At 44.1% G+C, this 18,125-nt stretch carries 17 protein-coding genes and 1 other RNA gene; 5 read left to right on the top strand and 13 right to left on the bottom strand.

Annotation, left to right across the window (positions count from 1 at the left end; genetic code table 11):
• Positions 1 to 48: 48 nt before the first annotated feature.
• From K4H96_RS06825 to K4H96_RS06805, 5 genes are all read right to left on the bottom strand, one after another.
• Positions 49 to 849 (bottom strand): SDR family oxidoreductase, encoded by an 801-nt coding sequence (locus K4H96_RS06825; protein ID WP_002902100.1) that lies wholly within the window; start codon positions 847 to 849, stop codon positions 49 to 51.
• Positions 850 to 1,033: 184 nt separating this feature from the next.
• Complete coding sequence (locus K4H96_RS06820) at positions 1,034 to 2,383, bottom strand: glucose-6-phosphate isomerase (protein ID WP_002902099.1); 1,350 nt, start codon at positions 2,381 to 2,383, stop codon at positions 1,034 to 1,036.
• 298 nt (positions 2,384 to 2,681) lie between these two features.
• An RNA gene (ffs, locus tag K4H96_RS06815) (signal recognition particle sRNA small type) lies at positions 2,682 to 2,780 on the bottom strand.
• 28 nt (positions 2,781 to 2,808) lie between these two features.
• Entirely contained in the window at positions 2,809 to 3,279 is a 471-nt protein-coding gene (gene tadA, locus K4H96_RS06810) for a tRNA adenosine(34) deaminase TadA (protein WP_002902098.1), read from the bottom strand.
• 244 nt (positions 3,280 to 3,523) lie between these two features.
• Positions 3,524 to 4,816, bottom strand: coding sequence for an adenylosuccinate synthase (locus K4H96_RS06805; protein WP_002899212.1), 1,293 nt, complete (start codon positions 4,814 to 4,816; stop codon positions 3,524 to 3,526).
• Between the two features lie 297 nt (positions 4,817 to 5,113).
• On the opposite strand from K4H96_RS06805, the gene gshAB reads away from it, so the two are divergent.
• The 3 genes from gshAB to K4H96_RS06790 all read left to right on the top strand — a co-directional run bounded on the left by gshAB (position 5,114) and on the right by K4H96_RS06790 (position 9,728).
• On the top strand, positions 5,114 to 7,366 hold the full coding sequence (gene gshAB / locus K4H96_RS06800) for a bifunctional glutamate--cysteine ligase GshA/glutathione synthetase GshB (protein ID WP_002902097.1): 2,253 nt from the start codon (positions 5,114 to 5,116) through the stop codon (positions 7,364 to 7,366).
• 235 nt (positions 7,367 to 7,601) lie between these two features.
• Positions 7,602 to 8,447, top strand: a complete 846-nt coding sequence (locus tag K4H96_RS06795; protein WP_223337749.1) for a hypothetical protein — start codon at positions 7,602 to 7,604, stop codon at positions 8,445 to 8,447.
• A 24-nt stretch (positions 8,448 to 8,471) separates the two neighbouring features.
• On the top strand, positions 8,472 to 9,728 hold the full coding sequence (locus tag K4H96_RS06790) for a toxic anion resistance protein (RefSeq protein ID WP_002907849.1): 1,257 nt from the start codon (positions 8,472 to 8,474) through the stop codon (positions 9,726 to 9,728).
• 76 nt (positions 9,729 to 9,804) lie between these two features.
• Here K4H96_RS06790 and K4H96_RS06785 read toward each other — a convergent pair whose 3' ends face one another.
• A complete protein-coding gene (locus K4H96_RS06785) occupies positions 9,805 to 10,623 on the bottom strand; it encodes an ADP-ribosylglycohydrolase family protein (protein ID WP_223337750.1) in 819 nt (272 codons plus the stop codon).
• A 111-nt stretch (positions 10,624 to 10,734) separates the two neighbouring features.
• Here K4H96_RS06785 and hslO point away from each other — a divergent pair, with 111 nt between their 5' ends.
• Both hslO and dusB read left to right on the top strand, forming a co-directional pair.
• Positions 10,735 to 11,607, top strand: a complete 873-nt coding sequence (gene hslO / locus K4H96_RS06780) for an Hsp33 family molecular chaperone HslO (RefSeq protein WP_317628009.1) — start codon at positions 10,735 to 10,737, stop codon at positions 11,605 to 11,607.
• Positions 11,594 to 12,571 (top strand): tRNA dihydrouridine synthase DusB, encoded by a 978-nt coding sequence (dusB, locus tag K4H96_RS06775; RefSeq protein WP_223337753.1) that lies wholly within the window; start codon positions 11,594 to 11,596, stop codon positions 12,569 to 12,571. The genes hslO and dusB overlap by 14 nt, the downstream gene beginning before the upstream one ends.
• 40 nt (positions 12,572 to 12,611) lie before the next feature.
• On the opposite strand, the gene K4H96_RS06770 is transcribed toward dusB, so the two are convergent.
• The 7 genes from K4H96_RS06770 to K4H96_RS06740 form a co-directional block, all read right to left on the bottom strand.
• Positions 12,612 to 13,361, bottom strand: a complete 750-nt coding sequence (locus tag K4H96_RS06770) for a DUF6287 domain-containing protein (protein WP_223337754.1) — start codon at positions 13,359 to 13,361, stop codon at positions 12,612 to 12,614.
• Between the two features lie 159 nt (positions 13,362 to 13,520).
• Positions 13,521 to 14,309, bottom strand: coding sequence for an NUDIX domain-containing protein (locus K4H96_RS06765; RefSeq protein ID WP_061592444.1), 789 nt, complete (start codon positions 14,307 to 14,309; stop codon positions 13,521 to 13,523).
• Between the two features lie 56 nt (positions 14,310 to 14,365).
• Positions 14,366 to 15,181, bottom strand: a complete 816-nt coding sequence (gene pnuC / locus K4H96_RS06760; RefSeq protein WP_223337756.1) for a nicotinamide riboside transporter PnuC — start codon at positions 15,179 to 15,181, stop codon at positions 14,366 to 14,368.
• A 21-nt stretch (positions 15,182 to 15,202) separates the two neighbouring features.
• Positions 15,203 to 16,261 (bottom strand): AAA family ATPase, encoded by a 1,059-nt coding sequence (locus tag K4H96_RS06755; protein WP_223337758.1) that lies wholly within the window; start codon positions 16,259 to 16,261, stop codon positions 15,203 to 15,205.
• Between the two features lie 185 nt (positions 16,262 to 16,446).
• Positions 16,447 to 16,848: a DUF4430 domain-containing protein gene (locus K4H96_RS06750; RefSeq protein WP_223337759.1), complete on the bottom strand. Its 402-nt coding sequence runs from the start codon at positions 16,846 to 16,848 to the stop codon at positions 16,447 to 16,449.
• Positions 16,832 to 17,317 (bottom strand): hypothetical protein, encoded by a 486-nt coding sequence (locus K4H96_RS06745; RefSeq protein ID WP_002908549.1) that lies wholly within the window; start codon positions 17,315 to 17,317, stop codon positions 16,832 to 16,834. The genes K4H96_RS06750 and K4H96_RS06745 overlap by 17 nt, the downstream gene beginning before the upstream one ends.
• 42 nt (positions 17,318 to 17,359) lie before the next feature.
• Entirely contained in the window at positions 17,360 to 18,070 is a 711-nt protein-coding gene (locus tag K4H96_RS06740) for a DUF4272 domain-containing protein (RefSeq protein ID WP_002908547.1), read from the bottom strand.
• Between the last annotated feature and the right edge of the window lie 55 nt (positions 18,071 to 18,125).

Here is an 18,125-nt window from a genome sequence, read left to right as displayed (position 1 = left end):
TATACCACCGATTTACTAAGGTCAACTCTCTTCCCTACCTTCATTGTTTTAACCGCGAGTTTTACCTCCGGCAATATTTGTAGTGACACCTGTTATATAGCTAGAACGGTCTGAAATATAGAACGCTACAAGATCAGCTACTTCCCGTAGTTTCCCACTCCGTCCCAATGGAGTCGTTGAAGTTGAAGCATAACCAGCTCGAATATCTTCTACCGTCTTTCCACGGGTATAAGCAAGAGCTTCCTCGTAAGAAAGAGTTCGAAGACCCGTAGCTTCCATAATTCCTGGAGCAATTCCAACCACACGTACACCATGTTTCCCAAGCTCTTTCGCCCATGAACGAGTATAACTATAGACTGCCGCTTTCGTTGCAGCATAGGCACTTTGTCCTTCAGAACCTTCCAAGCCTGCTTCTGAAGCCATGTTCACAATTACACCTTTCCCATTTTTCACTAAAATACGTCCTACTGCCTGACTAACCAGATACAAACCTTTTTGATTAATCATTGTTACTTTTTCGAACGTCTCATCGTCCAACTCGTAAGGACCTTTAGGATTTTCTGCATCGATTAATAATCTAGGGACATTAATCCCCGCATTGTTGACTACCGCATCAATATTGCCAAATCTTTCAACTATTTTGGCAACACCCTCTTCTACTTCAGAGCGAGAAGTTACATCAACTTTTACAAATAATAGATTCGGGTGACGCAAATCGTTGTCGCTAAGATCAAAATTCGCTACATTGACTCCTAATTCCAACAATTCTTCGACGATTGCCTTACCGATCCCAGATGACGCACCCGTCACAAGAACTGTTTTGCCTTTAATGTCTAACCAATCATTCATTTTGATACCTCTCAAATTTTATTTACAAGGCAATTATACAGCGCTTTCATAAAAGAATTAAGACACTCTTTTTTTCACTGTTCAAAAAAATAATAAACTAATTAAGAGGCTTGTACTAAAAAATCCACAAGAAATGAACTTGTGGATCTTTTTATATTCTAAATGAACTCAAAGCATATGAGAATCAAAGGCGTGCATTCAACTCAGCACCCAGCTCTTCAAAGCCTGGTTTCCCAAGAAGAGCAAACATGTTTTTCTTATAAGCCTCAACTCCTGGCTGGTCAAATGGATTGATACCATTCAGGTAGCCAGAAAGAGCAATAGCTAACTCAAAGAAGTAAATAGTATAGCCCAAAGTGAACTCATCTTGCTCAGGCAGGGTCACAAACATATTTGGCACTCCGCCGTCTGTGTGAGCTAACAGCACTCCATCTGTTGCTTTCTTATTGACAAAGTCAACATCTTTTCCTTGCAGATAGCCAAGGCCATCCAAGTCTTCTGCTAATTCAGGAATCAACACATTTTTGCGAGGCTTATCTACACGAATAACTGTTTCAAAGAGGATACGAGTTCCTTCTTGAATAAATTGCCCCAAAGAGTGCAGGTCTGTTGAGAAGTTGGCTGAAGTTGGGTAGATACCTTTTTGGTCTTTACCTTCTGACTCACCAGCCAATTGCTTCCACCATTCTGAGAAGTATTGCAAAGATGGTTCGTAGTTAGCTAGAACTTCTGTCAGATAACCTTTACGGTACAAGATATTGCGTACAACTGCATATTGATATGCTTCATTTTCAGCCAACTTATCAGAAGCATAAGCCTTGCGAGCAGCATTTGCTCCTTCCATCAACTTGCTGATATCAGCCCCTGCAGCTGCGATTGGCAAGAGTCCCACTGCTGTCAATACTGTAAAACGACCACCTACACTATCAGGCACTACAAAAGTATCCCAGCCATTAGCATCTGCTTCAACCTTAACTGCACCTTTAGCGCGGTCTGTAGTTGCATAAATCCGTTTATTTGCTTCTTCCTGACCATACTTCTTAACCAAGAGTTCTTTGAAGACACGGAAAGCAATAGCAGGCTCTGTTGTTGTTCCTGACTTAGAAATAACATTGACAGAGAAATCTTTGTCTGATACATAGTCTACCAAATCAGCCAAATAGCTTGAAGAGATAGAGTTTCCAGCATAGAGGATCTGAGGTGCCTCGCGTTCTTCTTTGCTTTGCAAGTTTACAAATGAATTATTCAAGAAATCAATAGCTGCACGAGCTCCTAAATAGGAACCACCAATACCGATTACGATCAATACCTCACTATCAGATTGGATTTTAGCAGCAGCCTTTTGAATACGAGCAAATTCATCTTTGTCATATTCTTCAGGCAAGTTCAACCAGCCAGTCATTTCTGCCCCAGGACCTGTACCATTTCGCAGAGCAGAATCTGCTGCAGTCACTTGAGGCTGCATATAATCTAGTTCATGTGGTGCTACAAATTTATCTAATACCTTTGAGTAGTCAAATTTAATATGTGTCATGTTTATCCTCCAATTGTTCTTTTCTTTTATGATAACGCTTTAAGAAAAAATAAGCAAGTGCTTTTACTATTTTAAAACGTTTACATTTTTTATTATATACTATTTTTCTAAATAAGCTAATCCTAGGACATGACTGAGAGCAATCGTTTGCATTTATCTTATGAAAACAGGGTTAGCTATTGCCATTTCTTCCGAATAAATTCTTTATAACGTTTTACTAAAAATAAAAAAGACCAGCATGTAAATTCAACTGCGTCAATGTCTCTAAACTCATCTTCCTCCTTCGGAGTTGATTCGTTAAGAGCAATAGAAAAGAGCACACAGCTTACTTCGCTTAGGGCTGCTGGATTCCTCCCCTGACCCGCTTCACGCAAAACTGTTGCTCCACTAATTAGTATAACACAAACTTTTGATTTTGGCTAATTTTATTTTTTCCTTCTCTGTCTGAAAAATTCCTGCATAATTTGAGCGCACTCTTCTTGGAGAACACCTGTCTCCACTTCTACTCGATGATTCAGACGCTCATCTGTCAAAATATCATAAAGGCTGCCAGCTGCTCCAAATTTCTGATTTGCTGCTCCATAGACAACGTGAGGAATGCGCGCTAGACCGATCGCTCCGCTGCACATGACACACGGCTCAATGGTCACAAAAAGCGTTGTATCAAGCAAGCGCCAGCTATTTTCGTGCCGATTCGCCTCTTCGATAGCCATTATTTCCGCATGCATAACAGCCCGCTGCAGCTCCTCACGTGCATTGTGACCGCGGCCGATAATCTTTCCCTCTTTAACCAAGACACAGCCGATGGGAATTTCATCATAAGCTAGGGCAATCTCCGCCTCCTTCAAAGCTTCCCGCATAAATGCTTCTTTTTCTTCAATCGTATAATTCATCATTGTCTTTCTAAATCTGTAGTCGTCTATCCCATTATACCACAAGCCTGCCGCACTTCTCAGAAAAAGTAAAAGCCACCACTAGGGTGACTTTCAGGAGATTATTATGAAAAAAGTTTAGGATTTTTAAACAAAGTTAGGAGGTCTTTGTTTATGCTGTTAGTATAAAATATATATCTTAAATGAGTCTTAATATGAAATTTTCTTACAAAAAAGCACAAGAAGCAATTTCCTTGTGCTGACTTTTTTATAAATTTGACCAGACGCTTTCCAAGATGTTTGTCTGCTCGCGGCCAGGACCGACTGAGAAGGTAGAAATACGAACACCAACCAACTCACTCACTCGGCGAACATAGTTGCGGGCATTTTCTGGCAAGTCTTCCAGACTGCGAACACCTGTGATGTCCTCTGACCAGCCTGGCAGCTCTTCGTAAATCGGCTTGCAACGCTTGAGCTGTTCCAGACTAGCTGGGTAATGGTCAATGCGCTGACCATCCAAGTCATAGGCTACACAGATTTTCACTGTATCCAGACCGCTCAAAACATCGATGGAGTTAAGCGAAAGATTGGTAATCCCTGAGACACGGCGGCTATGGCGCATAACAACCGAGTCAAACCAGCCTACCCGACGCGGACGGCCAGTGGTAGTGCCATATTCATGGCCGATATCACGAATGCGGTCACCTACTTCATCGAAAAGCTCTGTTGGGAATGGTCCATCTCCGACCCGACTGGTGTAGGCCTTGCAGACACCAACTACCTTGTCAATCTTGCTCGGACCAACACCGGAACCGATGGTGACTCCCCCTGCAACTGGATTAGAAGAAGTTACAAATGGATAAGTCCCTTGGTCAATATCCAGCATAACCCCTTGAGCCCCTTCAAAGAGCACTCGCTTGCCTTGATCCAGGGCATCGTTGAGGATAACAGAGGTATCGGTCACATACTGCTTGATTTGCTGTCCATATTCATAGTATTCTTCAAAAATATCATCAAAGCTGATTGCTGTACTATCGTACAATTTCTCAAAGAGGCGGTTTTTCTCAGCTAGATTCCGCTCCAAGCGCTCTCTGAAAATATCTTTATCCAAAAGGTCAGCAATGCGGATACCGACACGAGCAGCCTTGTCCATATAGGCAGGACCGATTCCCTTGATTGTCGTCCCGATTTTATTGTCACCTTTTGCTTCTTCCTGCAGGCGATCCAGCTCGATATGGTAAGGCAAGATGACATGCGCTCGATCAGAGATACGAAGGTTATCCGTCGTCACACCCTCTTCATGCAGGTAGTTCAATTCTTTGACCAGAGATTTGGGATTGACCACCATTCCATTTCCAATGACAGAGATTTTTTCTGGAAAGAAAATCCCTGACGGAATCAGGTGCAGCTTGTACTTCTTGCCGTCAATCACGATAGTGTGTCCGGCATTGTCACCACCCTGATAGCGGGCAATCACTTCGGCATTGGCTGAAAGGAAGTCTGTAATCTTCCCTTTTCCTTCATCTCCCCACTGGGTTCCTACAACAACTACTGATGTCATAATTTTGTCTGAGCTGAAGCAGCTCTTCCTTTCTTGAAAAGCAGGCAGGAATCTCACCTGCGATTATGTTTTATACCTCATTATATGAAAAATTTAACAATTTTTCAAGGTGGGATCCATTCTTAATTTGCTTTTTCCCTTTTGAAAACGAATTAAATTTTCACAAAATCTGTATTTTCTGAAATTTATTAGTTTATTAAAAATAAAAGTTCGGAATTTTTGTAAAATCGTAGCGAAAATTTGTTTTCTTTTTCTGTTTGTAATAGACTAAAATTACTATCATAGGACGGTGAAACGATGACGATTAATCAATTACTGCAGAAACTGGATACAGCAAGCCCCATTCTCCAAGCGACCTTTGGTCTGGAGAGGGAAAATCTACGGGTGACAACTGATGGACACTTAGCTCAAACTGCTCATCCGAGTCAGCTGGGTTCCCGCAATTTCCACCCAACCATCCAAACAGACTTCAGCGAGCAACAACTGGAACTAATTACACCTATCGCTCACTCGACTAAGGAAGCACGACGCTTACTGGGAGCTATCAGCGATGTGGCTGGCCGCTCGATTGACCAGAATGAACGCCTCTGGCCTCTGTCCATGCCACCACAGCTGACGGAAGAAGAGATTGCCATCGCCCATCTGGAAAACGACTATGAGCGCCACTACCGAGAGGGCTTAGCGAAAAAATATGGCAAAAAACTACAGGCTATCTCTGGCATCCACTACAATATGGAGCTAGGAAAAGATCTGGTCACTTCTCTCTTTCAAGTCAGCTCCTACCATTCACTCAAGGACTTTAAAAATGACCTCTATCTCAAGCTGGCTCGAAACTTTCTGCGCTTCCGCTGGATTTTAACCTATCTCTACGGGGCAGCCCCTTTGGCAGAAGCTGGCTTCTACATTCAGGACATTCCCCAGCCTATCCGCTCTTTTCGTAACAGCGACTATGGTTATGTCAATGACGAGAATATTCAGGTGTCCTACGCTTCTTTGGAGCAATATGTAACTGATATTGAAAACTACGTTCAGTCAGGCGAGCTCAGCGCTGAAAAGGAATTTTACTCAGCCGTTCGCTTCCGTGGACAGAAGCACAATCGTGCCTATCTGGAGCAAGGCATCACTTATCTGGAATTCCGCTGCTTTGACCTCAATCCTTTTGACCATTTAGGCATTAGCCAGGAAACCTTAGACACCGTCCATCTCTTTTTACTGAGCCTGCTCTGGCTAGATGATGTAGAAAATGTTGATGCAGTATTAAAAGCTGCCCACGACTTGAACCAAAAGATTGCTTGTAGCCACCCGCTAACTGCCCTGCCAGATGAGGCAGACAGCTCAGCACCGCTCCAAGCCATGGAAGAGCTCATCCAGCATTTTGAACTGCCGACATACTACCAAAACTTGCTTGATCAGCTTAAAGAGGTACTACTAAATCCTCAGCTAACCCTATCTGGCCAGCTCCTACCTCATATCCAGCAGGATTCCTTAATGGCCTTTGGACTAGACAAAGCAGAGGAATATCACCGCTATGCTTGGACTGCTCCTTATGCCCTCAAAGGCTACGAAAATATGGAACTGTCCACCCAGATGCTGCTCTTTGATGCTATTCAAAAGGGGCTGAATGTCGACATCTTAGATGAAAATGACCAATTTCTCAAGCTTTGGCACGGTCACCATGTGGAGTATGTCAAGAACGGAAACATGACCTCCAAGGATAACTATGTCATCCCTCTGGCCATGGCCAATAAAACAGTCACCAAAAAGATTTTGGCTGCAGCTGACTTTCCCGTTCCGGCTGGAGCAGAATTTTCTTCCCTAGAGGATGGACTAGCCTATTACCCTTTGATTAAGGAGCGACAAATTGTTATCAAACCTAAGTCAACCAACTTCGGACTGGGCATCTCTATCTTCCAAGAACCAGCTAGTCTGGAAGCTTATCGCAAGGCTTTGGAGATCGCTTTTTCAGAAGACGCAGCTGTCTTAGTCGAAGAATTTATCGCTGGAACAGAGTACCGCTTCTTTGTCTTAGACGGTCAGTGTGAGGCAGTCCTCTTGCGAGTAGCAGCCAATGTCGTCGGAGATGGTCAGCATACCGTGAGAGAATTGGTTGCCATCAAAAATGACAATCCGCTGCGCGGGCGAGACCATCGTTCACCGCTCGAAATCATTGAACTGGGGGACATTGAACTCCTCATGCTGGACCAGCAAGGTTATGGACCAGATGATATCCTACCTGCTGGAGTCAAGGTTGACTTGCGGCGCAATTCCAACATTTCTACTGGCGGAGACTCGATTGATGTGACTGAAAGTATGCACCCGTCTTATAAGGAACTCGCTGCGGACATGGCAAAGGCTATGGGAGCCTGGGCTTGTGGCGTTGATCTCATCATCCCTGACAGCTCTGCTATTTCTACCAAGGAAAATCCCAACTGCACCTGCATCGAGCTCAACTTCAACCCCTCTATGTATATGCATACCTATTGTGCTGAGGGACCGGGACAAAGCATCACACCTAAAATACTGGCCAAACTTTTCCCAGAAATGGATTGATAAAACACGAATCGCAGGGTATGCCCTGCGATTTTTGTTTGAATACTTGAGAGAAACGAAGAAACTTTCGTTTTAGAAATGACGCTTGCTTTATTGATAGGAATCAAATGTCTTTTTGAATTAAGCAAATATAAAAAATGGTCTCAATATATAAAATCATTTCAATCTTTATCCTTCAAAAACCAGCTTTTATGTTAAAATAGAGATATCACATTGAGAAGAAAGAGCAAAGTCCATGTCGAGAAAAAAGGATGATTCTAACCAGCAACCAGAATGGTTTAGCTGGATTTGGATACTTGTATTTGTATTTGGTTCTGGAGCTGTAGCCAGCTATCTAATTCCCATAGCTATTCTGGGAGCTATTGGCTACGGAATCTATCGCCACCAAAGCCAGAAAAAAGTTCGGATTGAAGCAAAGCAAGCCAGCATTGGCCGTATTGAAGATCTGAAATCAGAAATTGGTCATGCTGACCGCCGCATTAAAGAATTGGAAGGCTACCAAGAAGATGGGGACCAAGAAAGCTATCAGAATTTAGCCTTAGAAATTCTTCCCCAGCTAACCTATATCAAAAATGCTGCTAACGATCTACGTGGAGAAATTCCCACTTCTGTCTATCAGCGAATCCAGACTAAAATTCGTACTGTCGCCGATGAAATCGATGAACAACTGAAAAAGATTGAACGAGAGAAAAAACGAAAAGAAGCGCAGCCTAAGAAAACTAGTCTAGAAGAGCTAGCCCCAGAATTGGTCGCTACGGTTCGCAATATTCAGATTGACCATGAGGCCATTCTTCAAAAAATCTCCCAATCCGAAAGCAACAATAAGGAAGAGCTGACTGCCATTCATCAGTCCCAGATGGAGCACTACGAAGATATTTTAGAAGGCTACCTCAAAATCAAAGCTTCTCCCAAAGATTTTTACAATGCAGAGGAGCGGCTAGCCAAGGCCAAAGCAGCCATCAAGCAGTTTGACTTGGACCTAGACGAAGCGCTGCGCCAGTTAAATGAAGCTGATTTGAGGGACTTTGACATTAGCCTGCGTATCTTAGATAAAGAAAAGCACACAGACACCGGCTTTTAAGCTAGATAAACCAAAGGAGAAACTATGAGCCAAGAATTTAATTTTGACATTGATAAAATTGCTAACAATGCCATCAGCAAAAGCGACAAAACAACAGAAATCATCGAAGCCAATACGACTCAAGAAAATGGCCAGCTAACTTTTCTGGAAAAACTGACTCCTGAGCAACAGAGTGCTATTACGGCTAAAGCTCCACAGCTGGTGGATAATTTCGTATCAGACCAAAATGCCTTGCTGGACTTTGGTCAATCTGCTGTAGAAGAGGTCAACGGTACTGTCAATCGTATCTTAGCCGAGCAGAAAAAATTACAAATTCCTCAGGTGGATGAGCTTTTAAAAAATACCAACAAGGAACTCAATGGCTTTGTCGCAAAATATAAGGATGCTCAAGTAGCAGAACTGGACAAAAAGCCTAATTTCTTGGAAAAACTCTTCAAACAAAGCAAAAATACCCTTCAAGAATTCTATTTTGACTCACAAAATATTGAGCAGAAAATGGACGGCATGGCTGCAACAGTCGTCAAACAAGAAGATGTTCTGGCTCGCAATATTGTTTCTGCTGAAATGCTGATCGAGGATAATACCAAATCGATTGAAAACCTAGTTGGAGTTATTTCCTTTATCGAAGCTGCTCAGCAAGAATCTGGCAATCGAGCGCTCAAACTGCAGGCTGAAGTTGCTCAGCTAGATATGACAACTGTTGACTACCAAGTAAAATCGCAAGAATTAGCCCGAATGACAGAGGTGGTCAATACCTTAGAGCAGCAACATACTGAATATGTCAGCCGTCTCTATGTGGCTTGGGCAACTACCCCTCAAATGCGTAATCTGGTCAAGGTTTCCTCTGATATGCGCCAAAAACTTGGAATGCTCCGTCGAAATACCATTCCAACTATGAAACTGTCTATCGCCCAGTTAGGCATTCTCCAGCAATCGATGAAGTCTGGTCAGGTAGCTGACGCTATCTCTAATGCGAATAACGCTGCCCTGCAAATGCTCGCCGAAACGAGCAAGGAAGTCATTCCTCAACTGGAGCGGATTTCCCAAAGCCCTACTATCGCTGTTGAATCTGTCACTAAGCTGGCAGAAAGCCTCGTCGCACAAAATCAAGGCATTATCGAAGCCATTGATAAAGGACGAGAAAAACGCGCTCTGCTAGAAGCCACTGTTATCCAATCTGCAGAGACCATCAACAACTCTGTCAAACTGCGTGATCAAAAGATTATCCAAGCCCTGTTGGACCAAGGCAAGGAAGCCCAGAAAGAATTAACTACAGAATAAGCAAAAGAGCCTAGATGGCTCTTTTACAGTTTTACTTTTTAAATGATCAATACAGTCCTGTCTTCCGATTATCCCTTTAAAACAAGCAGCTTTCCAACAATTCTTTATGCCGCAGCTGGGCTAACCAGTTATCAGGAATCCCTTCCAAACCATAGATGATACCAGCCAAGCCGCCAGCAACTGCTGCTACTGTATCAGTGTCATCGCCCAAATTAACAGCTTTCAGGACAGTTTCCGGATAAGAAGTGCTAGTCAGCAGACACCACAGTGCTGCTTCCAAGGTATCCACCACATAGCCAGTAGAGCGAATGTCATCTTCGGTCAGATCTTCTAAAGTTTGCAAACGAGCATAGGTCGTACTAGTCTCTAAGCCTGATAGTATTTCCGGTAGTTGCTGGCCTTTTAAGAGCCTACGAGCAATATCCACATAAAGCAGGCAGGCCTCCACGGAAGTCGCATGGGCATGAGTAATACTGGAAACAGCTTCAATATCAGACGGACCAGCTGCCGTAAAAGCTAGGGGCAGAATCCGCATCAAAGAACCATTCCCGTTGGAATATTCATCAGATAGACCGTGTCCTCTTGTCAAAGCTTCGCGAGTCGCATTTCCTACATCGAAGGTCAAACCATCTGGTGTGTAAGCTCCCTCAAAGAGCCAATTTTTAAACCGCTGCTGCATATCGACAGGGTCAATCTTACCTTTTCCCCTAATAGAATCACAGGTCTCCAAAACAAGGCTAGTATCATCTGACCAAGTTCCAGCAGGTTGCTGATGGCTGCCATAACCCACCATCTCAACTGCTTTAAAACTGCCACGGGTCAAGAATTCATACGGAACTCCTAATGCATCAGCTACTGCTAGACCATAGACTGCCGCTTTCAAAGATTGGTTCATACTAGCCTCCTTTGCTTTATTATACTATTTTTGCTCTTAAAACGCTTCCTAACCCCAAAAAACAAGCGCAGCCTCGCGCTTGTTTTTCTATTTTATGTTAAAATAAATGGTATGGACAAAATTATCAAAACTATCTCAGAAAATGGTTCTTTCCGTGCTTATGTGCTGGATAGCACAGAGACGGTTCGGACCGCTCAAGAAAAACATCAAACTCAAGCAAGCTCTACCGTTGCACTTGGCCGCACACTGATTGCCAGTCAAATTTTAGCTGCAAATGAAAAAGGCCAGACCAAGATTACCGTCAAGGTCCTCGGGACCAGCTCACTAGGCGCAATTATCACAGTGGCAGATACCGAGGGCAATGTCAAAGGCTATGTACAAAATCCCGGTGTAGATATCAAAAAGACTGCCACCGGTGAGGTTCTAGTTGGTCCTTTTGTTGGCCAAGGCGAATTCCTCGTCATCACGGACTACGGTACTGGCAATCCTTACAACTCCATGACTCCTCTCATCTCTGGAGAAATCGGCGAAGACCTAGCTTTCTACCTAACCGAAAGCCAGCAAACACCTTCCGCAGTTGGTCTCAATGTTCTCTTGGATGAGAATGATAAAGTCAAGGTCGCTGGCGGCTTCTTGGTACAAGTTCTGCCTGGTGCCAAAGAAGCTGAAATTGCCCGCTTTGAGAAGCGAATCCAAGAAATGCCTGCTATCTCAAGACTGCTGGAATCCGATGACCATATCGAAGCTCTGCTGGCTGCCATCTATGGTGATGACCCATACAAACGCCTGTCTGAAGAGAAAATCCGCTTCCAGTGCGACTGTAGCAAAGAGCGCTTCATGAATGCCTTGGCTACCCTGCCAAAGGCTGACTTAGAAGAGATGCGTGACCAAGACCAAGGAGCTGAAATCGTCTGCCAATTCTGCCAGACAGCCTATCACTTTGACCAAAACGACCTGGAGGAACTGATTCGTGACAAATCTTAATACCCCTTTTATGATTGGGAATGTTGAAATTCCCAACCGCACAGTTCTGGCGCCTATGGCCGGCGTAACCAACTCTGCTTTTCGGACCATTGCCAAAGAGCTGGGAGCAGGCCTGGTCGTGATGGAAATGGTCTCTGACAAAGGCATCCAGTATAACAACGAAAAAACCCTTCACATGCTCCATATTGATGAGGGAGAAAATCCCGTTTCTATCCAGCTTTTCGGTAGCGACGAGGACAGTTTGGCTCGCGCAGCAGAATTTATCCAAGAAAATACCAAGGCAGATATTGTCGATATCAATATGGGCTGCCCGGTCAATAAAATCGTTAAAAACGAAGCCGGAGCTAAATGGCTCAAGGACCCTGAGAAAATCTATAAAATCATCAACAAGGTCCAGTCAGTGCTAGATATTCCCCTGACAGTTAAGATGCGGACTGGCTGGTCTGACAGCTCACTGGCTGTAGAAAATGCTCTGGCAGCTGAAGCTGCTGGAGTCTCAGCCCTAGCTATGCACGGGCGGACCCGTGAGCAAATGTATACTGGTCATGCTGACCTTGAGACCTTGCACGACGTAGCCCATGCTCTGACTAAGATTCCTTTCATCGCTAACGGTGATATCCGCAGCGTCCAAGACGCTAAACAGCGTATCGAGGAAGTCGGTGCCGATGCCGTCATGGTAGGTCGAGCAGCTATGGGAAATCCCTACCTCTTTAACCAAATTAACCACTACTTTGAAACCGGCGAAGTTCTTCCAGACCTCAGCTTTGAGGACAAGATGAAAATCGCCCACGACCACCTCTCCCGCTTGGTAAATCTCAAAGGAGAATATGTGGCCATCCGCGAATTCCGTGGTCTAGCTCCGCATTATTTGCGTGGTACTGCCGGAGCAGCCAAGCTCCGCGGTGCTATTTCACAAGCTGAAAGTCTGGCTGAAATTGAAGAACTCTTACAAATTCAAAAATAAAACCAAAAGGAAGCCAATTGGACTTCCTTTTTTGTTCTGTTTAGGGTTGGGTCACCACAACGCTTGTTACTGAACCATCCGCTCCTGTTGTAATCTGCAGATTGGCATTGCCTTGCCCGCTTAACTGCGCATTGTATTTGCCATCATCCAGTGTATAAGAGTAGGAAGCAATGGAATAATTATCTGTCTTTCCATCTGCAGACTGGACTGTGAATTGACCATTACCTGATACGGTCACAGTATTTCCATTGGCATCTTTCCAAGTACCAGCAGCGGCTGAGAAATCCCCATCCACCATTGTCAAGACACCTTTATAGCGAGCATTGCTAGCTGCCTGTTTATTCTGAAGCTGGCGATTGCTTTCAGGCGCTTGGGATGGTTGAGTTGCTTGATTCTGAGTGTTTTGTCGACCTGAAGCTTGCTGCGGCTGCGGTTGTTGGGCTTGAGGCGCTTCTACAGTAGACTGTTGCTGACTGGCAGGAGCTTGGGCTTGTCCAGGCTGGCTAACTGCTCCTTCTGAAGAAGCGCTATTGCTAGCCTTAGGAGAAGCGCTGGCCTTGCTGGATGACGCAACTTTTGAGCTAGAAGAAGCTTGAACAGTCTTGCTAGAACTAGCACTTGTTGCACTTTCTTCTTTCTTACCACATGCCCCTAAAAGCAAACTAGAAGCCAGAACTGCAGCTGCCATCATTTTTGTATAAGTACGTGTTTTCATCTTTTGTCTCCTTGTAATATTTAGAAATCTTTTTGTAACATTATTGTAACACTGTAATTTTACTATGTCAATCATTTATGCAAAATTCTTAAAAAATTTTTTACTCAAGCGAAGTTCTATTTCTTAATCTGTTTCTTTTGTCATGAGAAACTTGCTTCTACTTATCTATTCGTAATTAAAAACGAAAAAACAGGACAAATTTGTCCTGCAGAGAAATATATGATCGGCTTTCTTTTAATCTGGTTTTTCTGCCTTCAGCCGATACACTTTTCTCGGCTTCTTCTTTGGCACGCGCTTAACACCAGCCTCCTCTAGGTATTCTCCAAATTTCACTAGAAAATTATTGCTGACAATAGGTCGTCTAGGCGTGATGAGATTGACCAACTCAGTCCCTTCATAAACAGTAAACGGTGATTCTAGCAAATGGAGAAAAGTTGGATTCCAGTCCAGTCGCCCCTGAATCCGCTTGATAGATTCCAGCAGGATTTGGTAGTGGTCAAAGGCAAAGTCCTCTGCTGCCAGGAGCCGCTCACCGTCTCTAAAACTCCTTGTCTTAAAGTCTACATCAAGAAAGGTGACTTCCTTGGCATCATCGCCAGCTTGTACTTGATCTACTGCTATGGCCGGCAGATAGACCAGATGGGCAATAGTGATGACCCAACCTCGCGGATCACGCCCAGGAGTAGATACCGTCATCAGCTGCTCCACCTTTTCCAGCGGTATCTCCAGCCCCACCTCTTCCTTGACTTCCCGAATGCAGGCCTGATAAGCATCTTCATGCTTGTCTACAAAGCCTCCGACTAAAGCATATTTATTCTGATAAGGGTGGGCCTTGCGCTTGATGACCAAGAGTTTTATCTGGCCTTCCACAAAACAGTAAGCCACCATATCTGCTGTTACGCTAGGCGTCTCATACTTGGGTAAATCCTGTGTCTTGTACCATGCCAAAAAGGCGGACTCATCCGCCATGGTTTCGTAATACTCTTTTTCCGACATTCCCGATGGGATATCCTGTTTGGTCATGAATTTTTCGTCCTTTCCTAAGCTATCTTTTTCTATCAAAAATCTCAAGCCTTGGTCTAAGCTTTCTTCACCGCCTTGGTCCACTGATACCATCCGACGATACTATTGAGGGTATAGACCCAGTACATGGCCTGGATATGGAGATTGCTACCCCACCAGAGATAGATACTGAAGAGATTGGTCGCAATCCAGAAAATCCACTGCTCGCGGTAGAGACCAGTCATGAGAAGCTGACCAATACCATTGGTCGCGTCTGTCACACTATCACGGAAAGGCCGGTGACTGTGAATGCTCTTATAGGCTAAGCCCATACCAATCCAAATCAAAGCCGTCAAGGCCAAATATTTAAGCCAGCCACGCCAGTCTAACTTCTTAGCTTCGAAATGAGATGGCCCTTCCTTATCTTGTTCATTGACCCGATTGGACAGCCAAGTATAAAGGCCGATTGGCTGCATGATAAAGAAGTAGACCGTAGTCAGCACTTCTCCATAGAAGCTAGCCTGAAAAGATAATAGGAGGTAAATTGCCGAATTAACCGCTCCAAAGAGGTAATTGCTGGCCCGCCCCTCGGCCACTAGAATAACGCAGACGATGCCTGTCCAAGAAGCAAAGAGTCCCAGCCAGTCATGCTGCTCCTGACCACTGGTGAACTCCAGAATGAAAGGCAGACTGGAAAGAGCAAGCAAGTAGAGCCATTGAGGCAAGCTGCGCCCGCCAAATAAATCCTGCCAGAACAATTTCGCGACCCCTTTTATACCCTGCTTTTTAGCTGCCGCACAGACATTGCGGAAATTCTGAACAAAGGTCTGAGATTTTTGTTTCAGTCCTGCATAGAGAGCTGCAGGAGAGAGTTTTTGATTTTTTACTACCATTCTATTTTACCACTTTCTTTTTTAATCCGCTTGATAAATCATGTCGATCGCTTCTTTGGCCGCCTGATAATTGTCCAAATAACTGCCAGCCAGATAGACCGTCGGAATATGAGCCAAGCACTGCTCTTTCAGCCTTTTTAGATGGCTTGAAAAATCACTGCGGATAGCCTCGTCTGCCATACTCATATCACGAAAGCCATCGTTAACATAGGCCCCGACCGGCTCAGCAAAGAGAATCAAATCCCATTTTTCCTTGGACAAGATGCTGGCAAAGAGATTGTCAAAGGTATCTGTCTCTTCATCCTGAACCGGACTTTCTTTCAGATAGTAATCATAGTAAGCCTTAGTTACCAGTGAATTTGTATCAGCCACGACCAGACCACGGTTGGCGCTGCTGTCAATCAAGCGAGAAGTCTGAGCATATTGTCCTAAGAGCAGATAATAGTAGTCTTTAGGGGTCAGCTCATCGTCTCGCACATTATTTTGAATCTGGTATTCTCGAGCATATTCCAGACTAACTGGAGCATCATAAAAGCGAGCCAAATCCTTGGCCAAGGTCGTTTTACCATTGCTGGCGCTACCCATAATCAGCACTTTCTTAGTAAAGTGACGGCGGAAAGGTTGGGCGATATATTTCCAATAACGACTAGGATTTTCCCGAATCATCGTAGCTGAAATCCCAAACTGTCGCTCCTGCAAGGAAGTTTTGAAGTCGCGCTTTTCTAACTCTTCCTGATAGTCAGCCTCACCAACAAAGAAAATCAGTTCCTCCCGTTCTGCATCATAGCTCACCAACTCTAATAGAGCTGACAGCCACTTGTCCCAACCCAGAGGATATCGGGGAAAGGAAGTTTCATCTAGCTTATAAACCTGTGTTAACTCATCATCTGCGAAAGTCTCCCGCGTATAGCGGAATCGCTTCTGCAGAGACAGACCCACTTCCTGCCCACGGTCTCCCTGATAGCCTGAAACCACCACGCGCACCTTATCGTAAGAACGCTTAGCCTTCTGTATCAAGTCGATATGCCCCTGATGCAAGGGAGCAAATGTTCCAAAGACGATTGCAATTTTTTCTTTCATACGTTTAACCTTTTTATTGTTTTTTATATTTTATTATTTCTATGATTTTATTATAAACTATATTTTTCTTTTGTCAATAGTTTTTTATAAAATTTTATAAAAATATTTTTCAGACACTTTAAAACTGTATTAAGCGCAAAAAAAGAACCTAATGTCTTAAGCATCAGATTCTTTTTATAAAAGATTTATTGCTGATAGACTTCTTGGTAGAATTCCAGCTTGTCTCCATCCTTGACAGTGATTTGATTGGTTGCCTTAGGAGCCATTTCTCCGTTGACTTTAAACATCCAGTAGAGGCCCTTTGTTTCATCTTGAGCATGACCGTCAATCGAAGTGATAAAACCATCTTTTTCTTCGACCTTATAGGCCTTCTTCAAAGCATCCATAGCTGTCTTTCCTTCTTCAACAGCCACCGTTTTCTCGCTCTTCTCCTGACCTTCTGGTGCAATACTGATGCTGATTCTCAGTTCCTTTTTGACAGAAGAATCAGCAGAGCTAGAGCTCTTGTCAGTATTTGTCTGGCTGCTGCCGCAACCAACAAGGAGAAGGGCAAAAGCAAGTGTGAGCAAACTAAAGATTTTTTTCATTATAGAGCCTCCTTAAAATAGGGTACAAGAGTGGGTAAAAAAACAAGGTCGACAGTCCGTGCGCTATATTGAAAGTCAAAGCGTTGATAATCGCATAAGACCACCAGTGATAGTTGTACAGCAAGGCTGTCAGTGTATCGATGGCAATGCCATAGCCAAAGGATAGGAGAGCTGCTGTTATTCCCTGTCCCACTAGATTTAACCTAGGATAGAGCAGCCGCCAAAGGCAAAGAATCAGTCCAAAGGACAGCAACTGAAAGAGGACGATTGGGCTCATCCCCAAAAGAAAAGCTGATGTAAACATCGTCACAGCCATGACCAGGAGTGAAGTCGGCAAATCCTCAAAGATAACAATCAGGAAAAAGATAGCTGAGATAGGCTGCACATTGGGCAGAAAGGAAAATGCATAGCGAAAGGCCACACATAAAGCCGATAGGATGGCAATTTTAGCCATTTTACGAGCGGACAAAGGTACCTCCTTTTCTAATTGAGTGAATCAAGAGAAGTTGGACTAGGTATGCAGCTCAACAGCATCCCAGTCTTGGGCCGTATTCAGCCCCAGTAGCCAGTCAAGGCCAGACCGTCTCTCCAGAACAACACTTTCATCAAGGCTTGCCGGTGCTGGCTGGTCATGAATCCGAGCATCAACACAGGCCCAATGATAACGATAAATCAAATCATCTTCATCCAGTAATTCTTCTAAGCTGCGCGGTTGGCATTTACCCAGAAATTCCTGAAAGTCAACCGCACTAGCGACTGCATCAATAGCAGCATCACAATCACAAATCTTATCTGGAAACGGCAAAGCATCTACTAGACCCAAGTACCAAATCAGGGACCAATAGGCCTCATATTTCCAAACCATATTAATAATAGCTGCCGAGTCGGCACAATCTTCCAAGACTGCCCTTTCTTTGGGCGTCAACTCTTCCTGCACCCCGTATTGCTGCAGTTTATCCTGCAGCCAATGGCGGCTCTCCTCATTATAATTATTATTTTCGATATCCAAGGCCGCCTGAATAATCAAGAGGCTGGTAATAGCTCGACGCGCAATTTCTTCTAGCGAGCGCGGTCGCACCTGCTCAGCACCTTCGATAACTGGCAAATGCTCGATGTAAGGAATACCTTCCTTTTTCAAACGCTGGATACTAGCCGCCTTGCGCTCTTCTGGTGTTTTCAATTTGGCTTTCTTGCCAGCAAACAAATCTTTAAAAAACGACATCTCAGCCTCCAATCCTTCAATTTCCCAGTTTCATTGAATGATGAAATAACTGTTC

Origin of the sequence: Streptococcus sanguinis (assembly GCF_020729765.1) — a bacterium.
Classification (GTDB): domain Bacteria; phylum Bacillota; class Bacilli; order Lactobacillales; family Streptococcaceae; genus Streptococcus; species Streptococcus sanguinis_Q.
The sequence above is the reverse complement of the archived record's forward strand: the minus strand, read 5'-3'. Positions and strand labels throughout refer to the sequence as shown.

What these genes read in the sequence shown, in the direction of transcription:
- K4H96_RS06825 (WP_002902100.1), bottom strand. Translation starts at nt 849, where the DNA reads ATGAATGATTGGTTAGACATTAAAGGCAAAACAGTTCTTGTGACGGGT.
- K4H96_RS06820 (WP_002902099.1), bottom strand. Translation starts at nt 2,383, where the DNA reads ATGACACATATTAAATTTGACTACTCAAAGGTATTAGATAAATTTGTA.
- tadA (WP_002902098.1), bottom strand. Translation starts at nt 3,279, where the DNA reads ATGATGAATTATACGATTGAAGAAAAAGAAGCATTTATGCGGGAAGCT.
- K4H96_RS06805 (WP_002899212.1), bottom strand. Translation starts at nt 4,816, where the DNA reads ATGACATCAGTAGTTGTTGTAGGAACCCAGTGGGGAGATGAAGGAAAA.
- gshAB (WP_002902097.1), top strand. Translation starts at nt 5,114, where the DNA reads ATGACGATTAATCAATTACTGCAGAAACTGGATACAGCAAGCCCCATT.
- K4H96_RS06795 (WP_223337749.1), top strand. Translation starts at nt 7,602, where the DNA reads ATGTCGAGAAAAAAGGATGATTCTAACCAGCAACCAGAATGGTTTAGC.
- K4H96_RS06790 (WP_002907849.1), top strand. Translation starts at nt 8,472, where the DNA reads ATGAGCCAAGAATTTAATTTTGACATTGATAAAATTGCTAACAATGCC.
- K4H96_RS06785 (WP_223337750.1), bottom strand. Translation starts at nt 10,623, where the DNA reads ATGAACCAATCTTTGAAAGCGGCAGTCTATGGTCTAGCAGTAGCTGAT.
- hslO (WP_317628009.1), top strand. Translation starts at nt 10,735, where the DNA reads ATGGACAAAATTATCAAAACTATCTCAGAAAATGGTTCTTTCCGTGCT.
- K4H96_RS06770 (WP_223337754.1), bottom strand. Translation starts at nt 13,361, where the DNA reads ATGATTGACATAGTAAAATTACAGTGTTACAATAATGTTACAAAAAGA.
- K4H96_RS06765 (WP_061592444.1), bottom strand. Translation starts at nt 14,309, where the DNA reads ATGACCAAACAGGATATCCCATCGGGAATGTCGGAAAAAGAGTATTAC.
- pnuC (WP_223337756.1), bottom strand. Translation starts at nt 15,181, where the DNA reads ATGGTAGTAAAAAATCAAAAACTCTCTCCTGCAGCTCTCTATGCAGGA.
- K4H96_RS06755 (WP_223337758.1), bottom strand. Translation starts at nt 16,261, where the DNA reads ATGAAAGAAAAAATTGCAATCGTCTTTGGAACATTTGCTCCCTTGCAT.
- K4H96_RS06750 (WP_223337759.1), bottom strand. Translation starts at nt 16,848, where the DNA reads ATGAAAAAAATCTTTAGTTTGCTCACACTTGCTTTTGCCCTTCTCCTT.
- K4H96_RS06740 (WP_002908547.1), bottom strand. Translation starts at nt 18,070, where the DNA reads ATGTCGTTTTTTAAAGATTTGTTTGCTGGCAAGAAAGCCAAATTGAAA.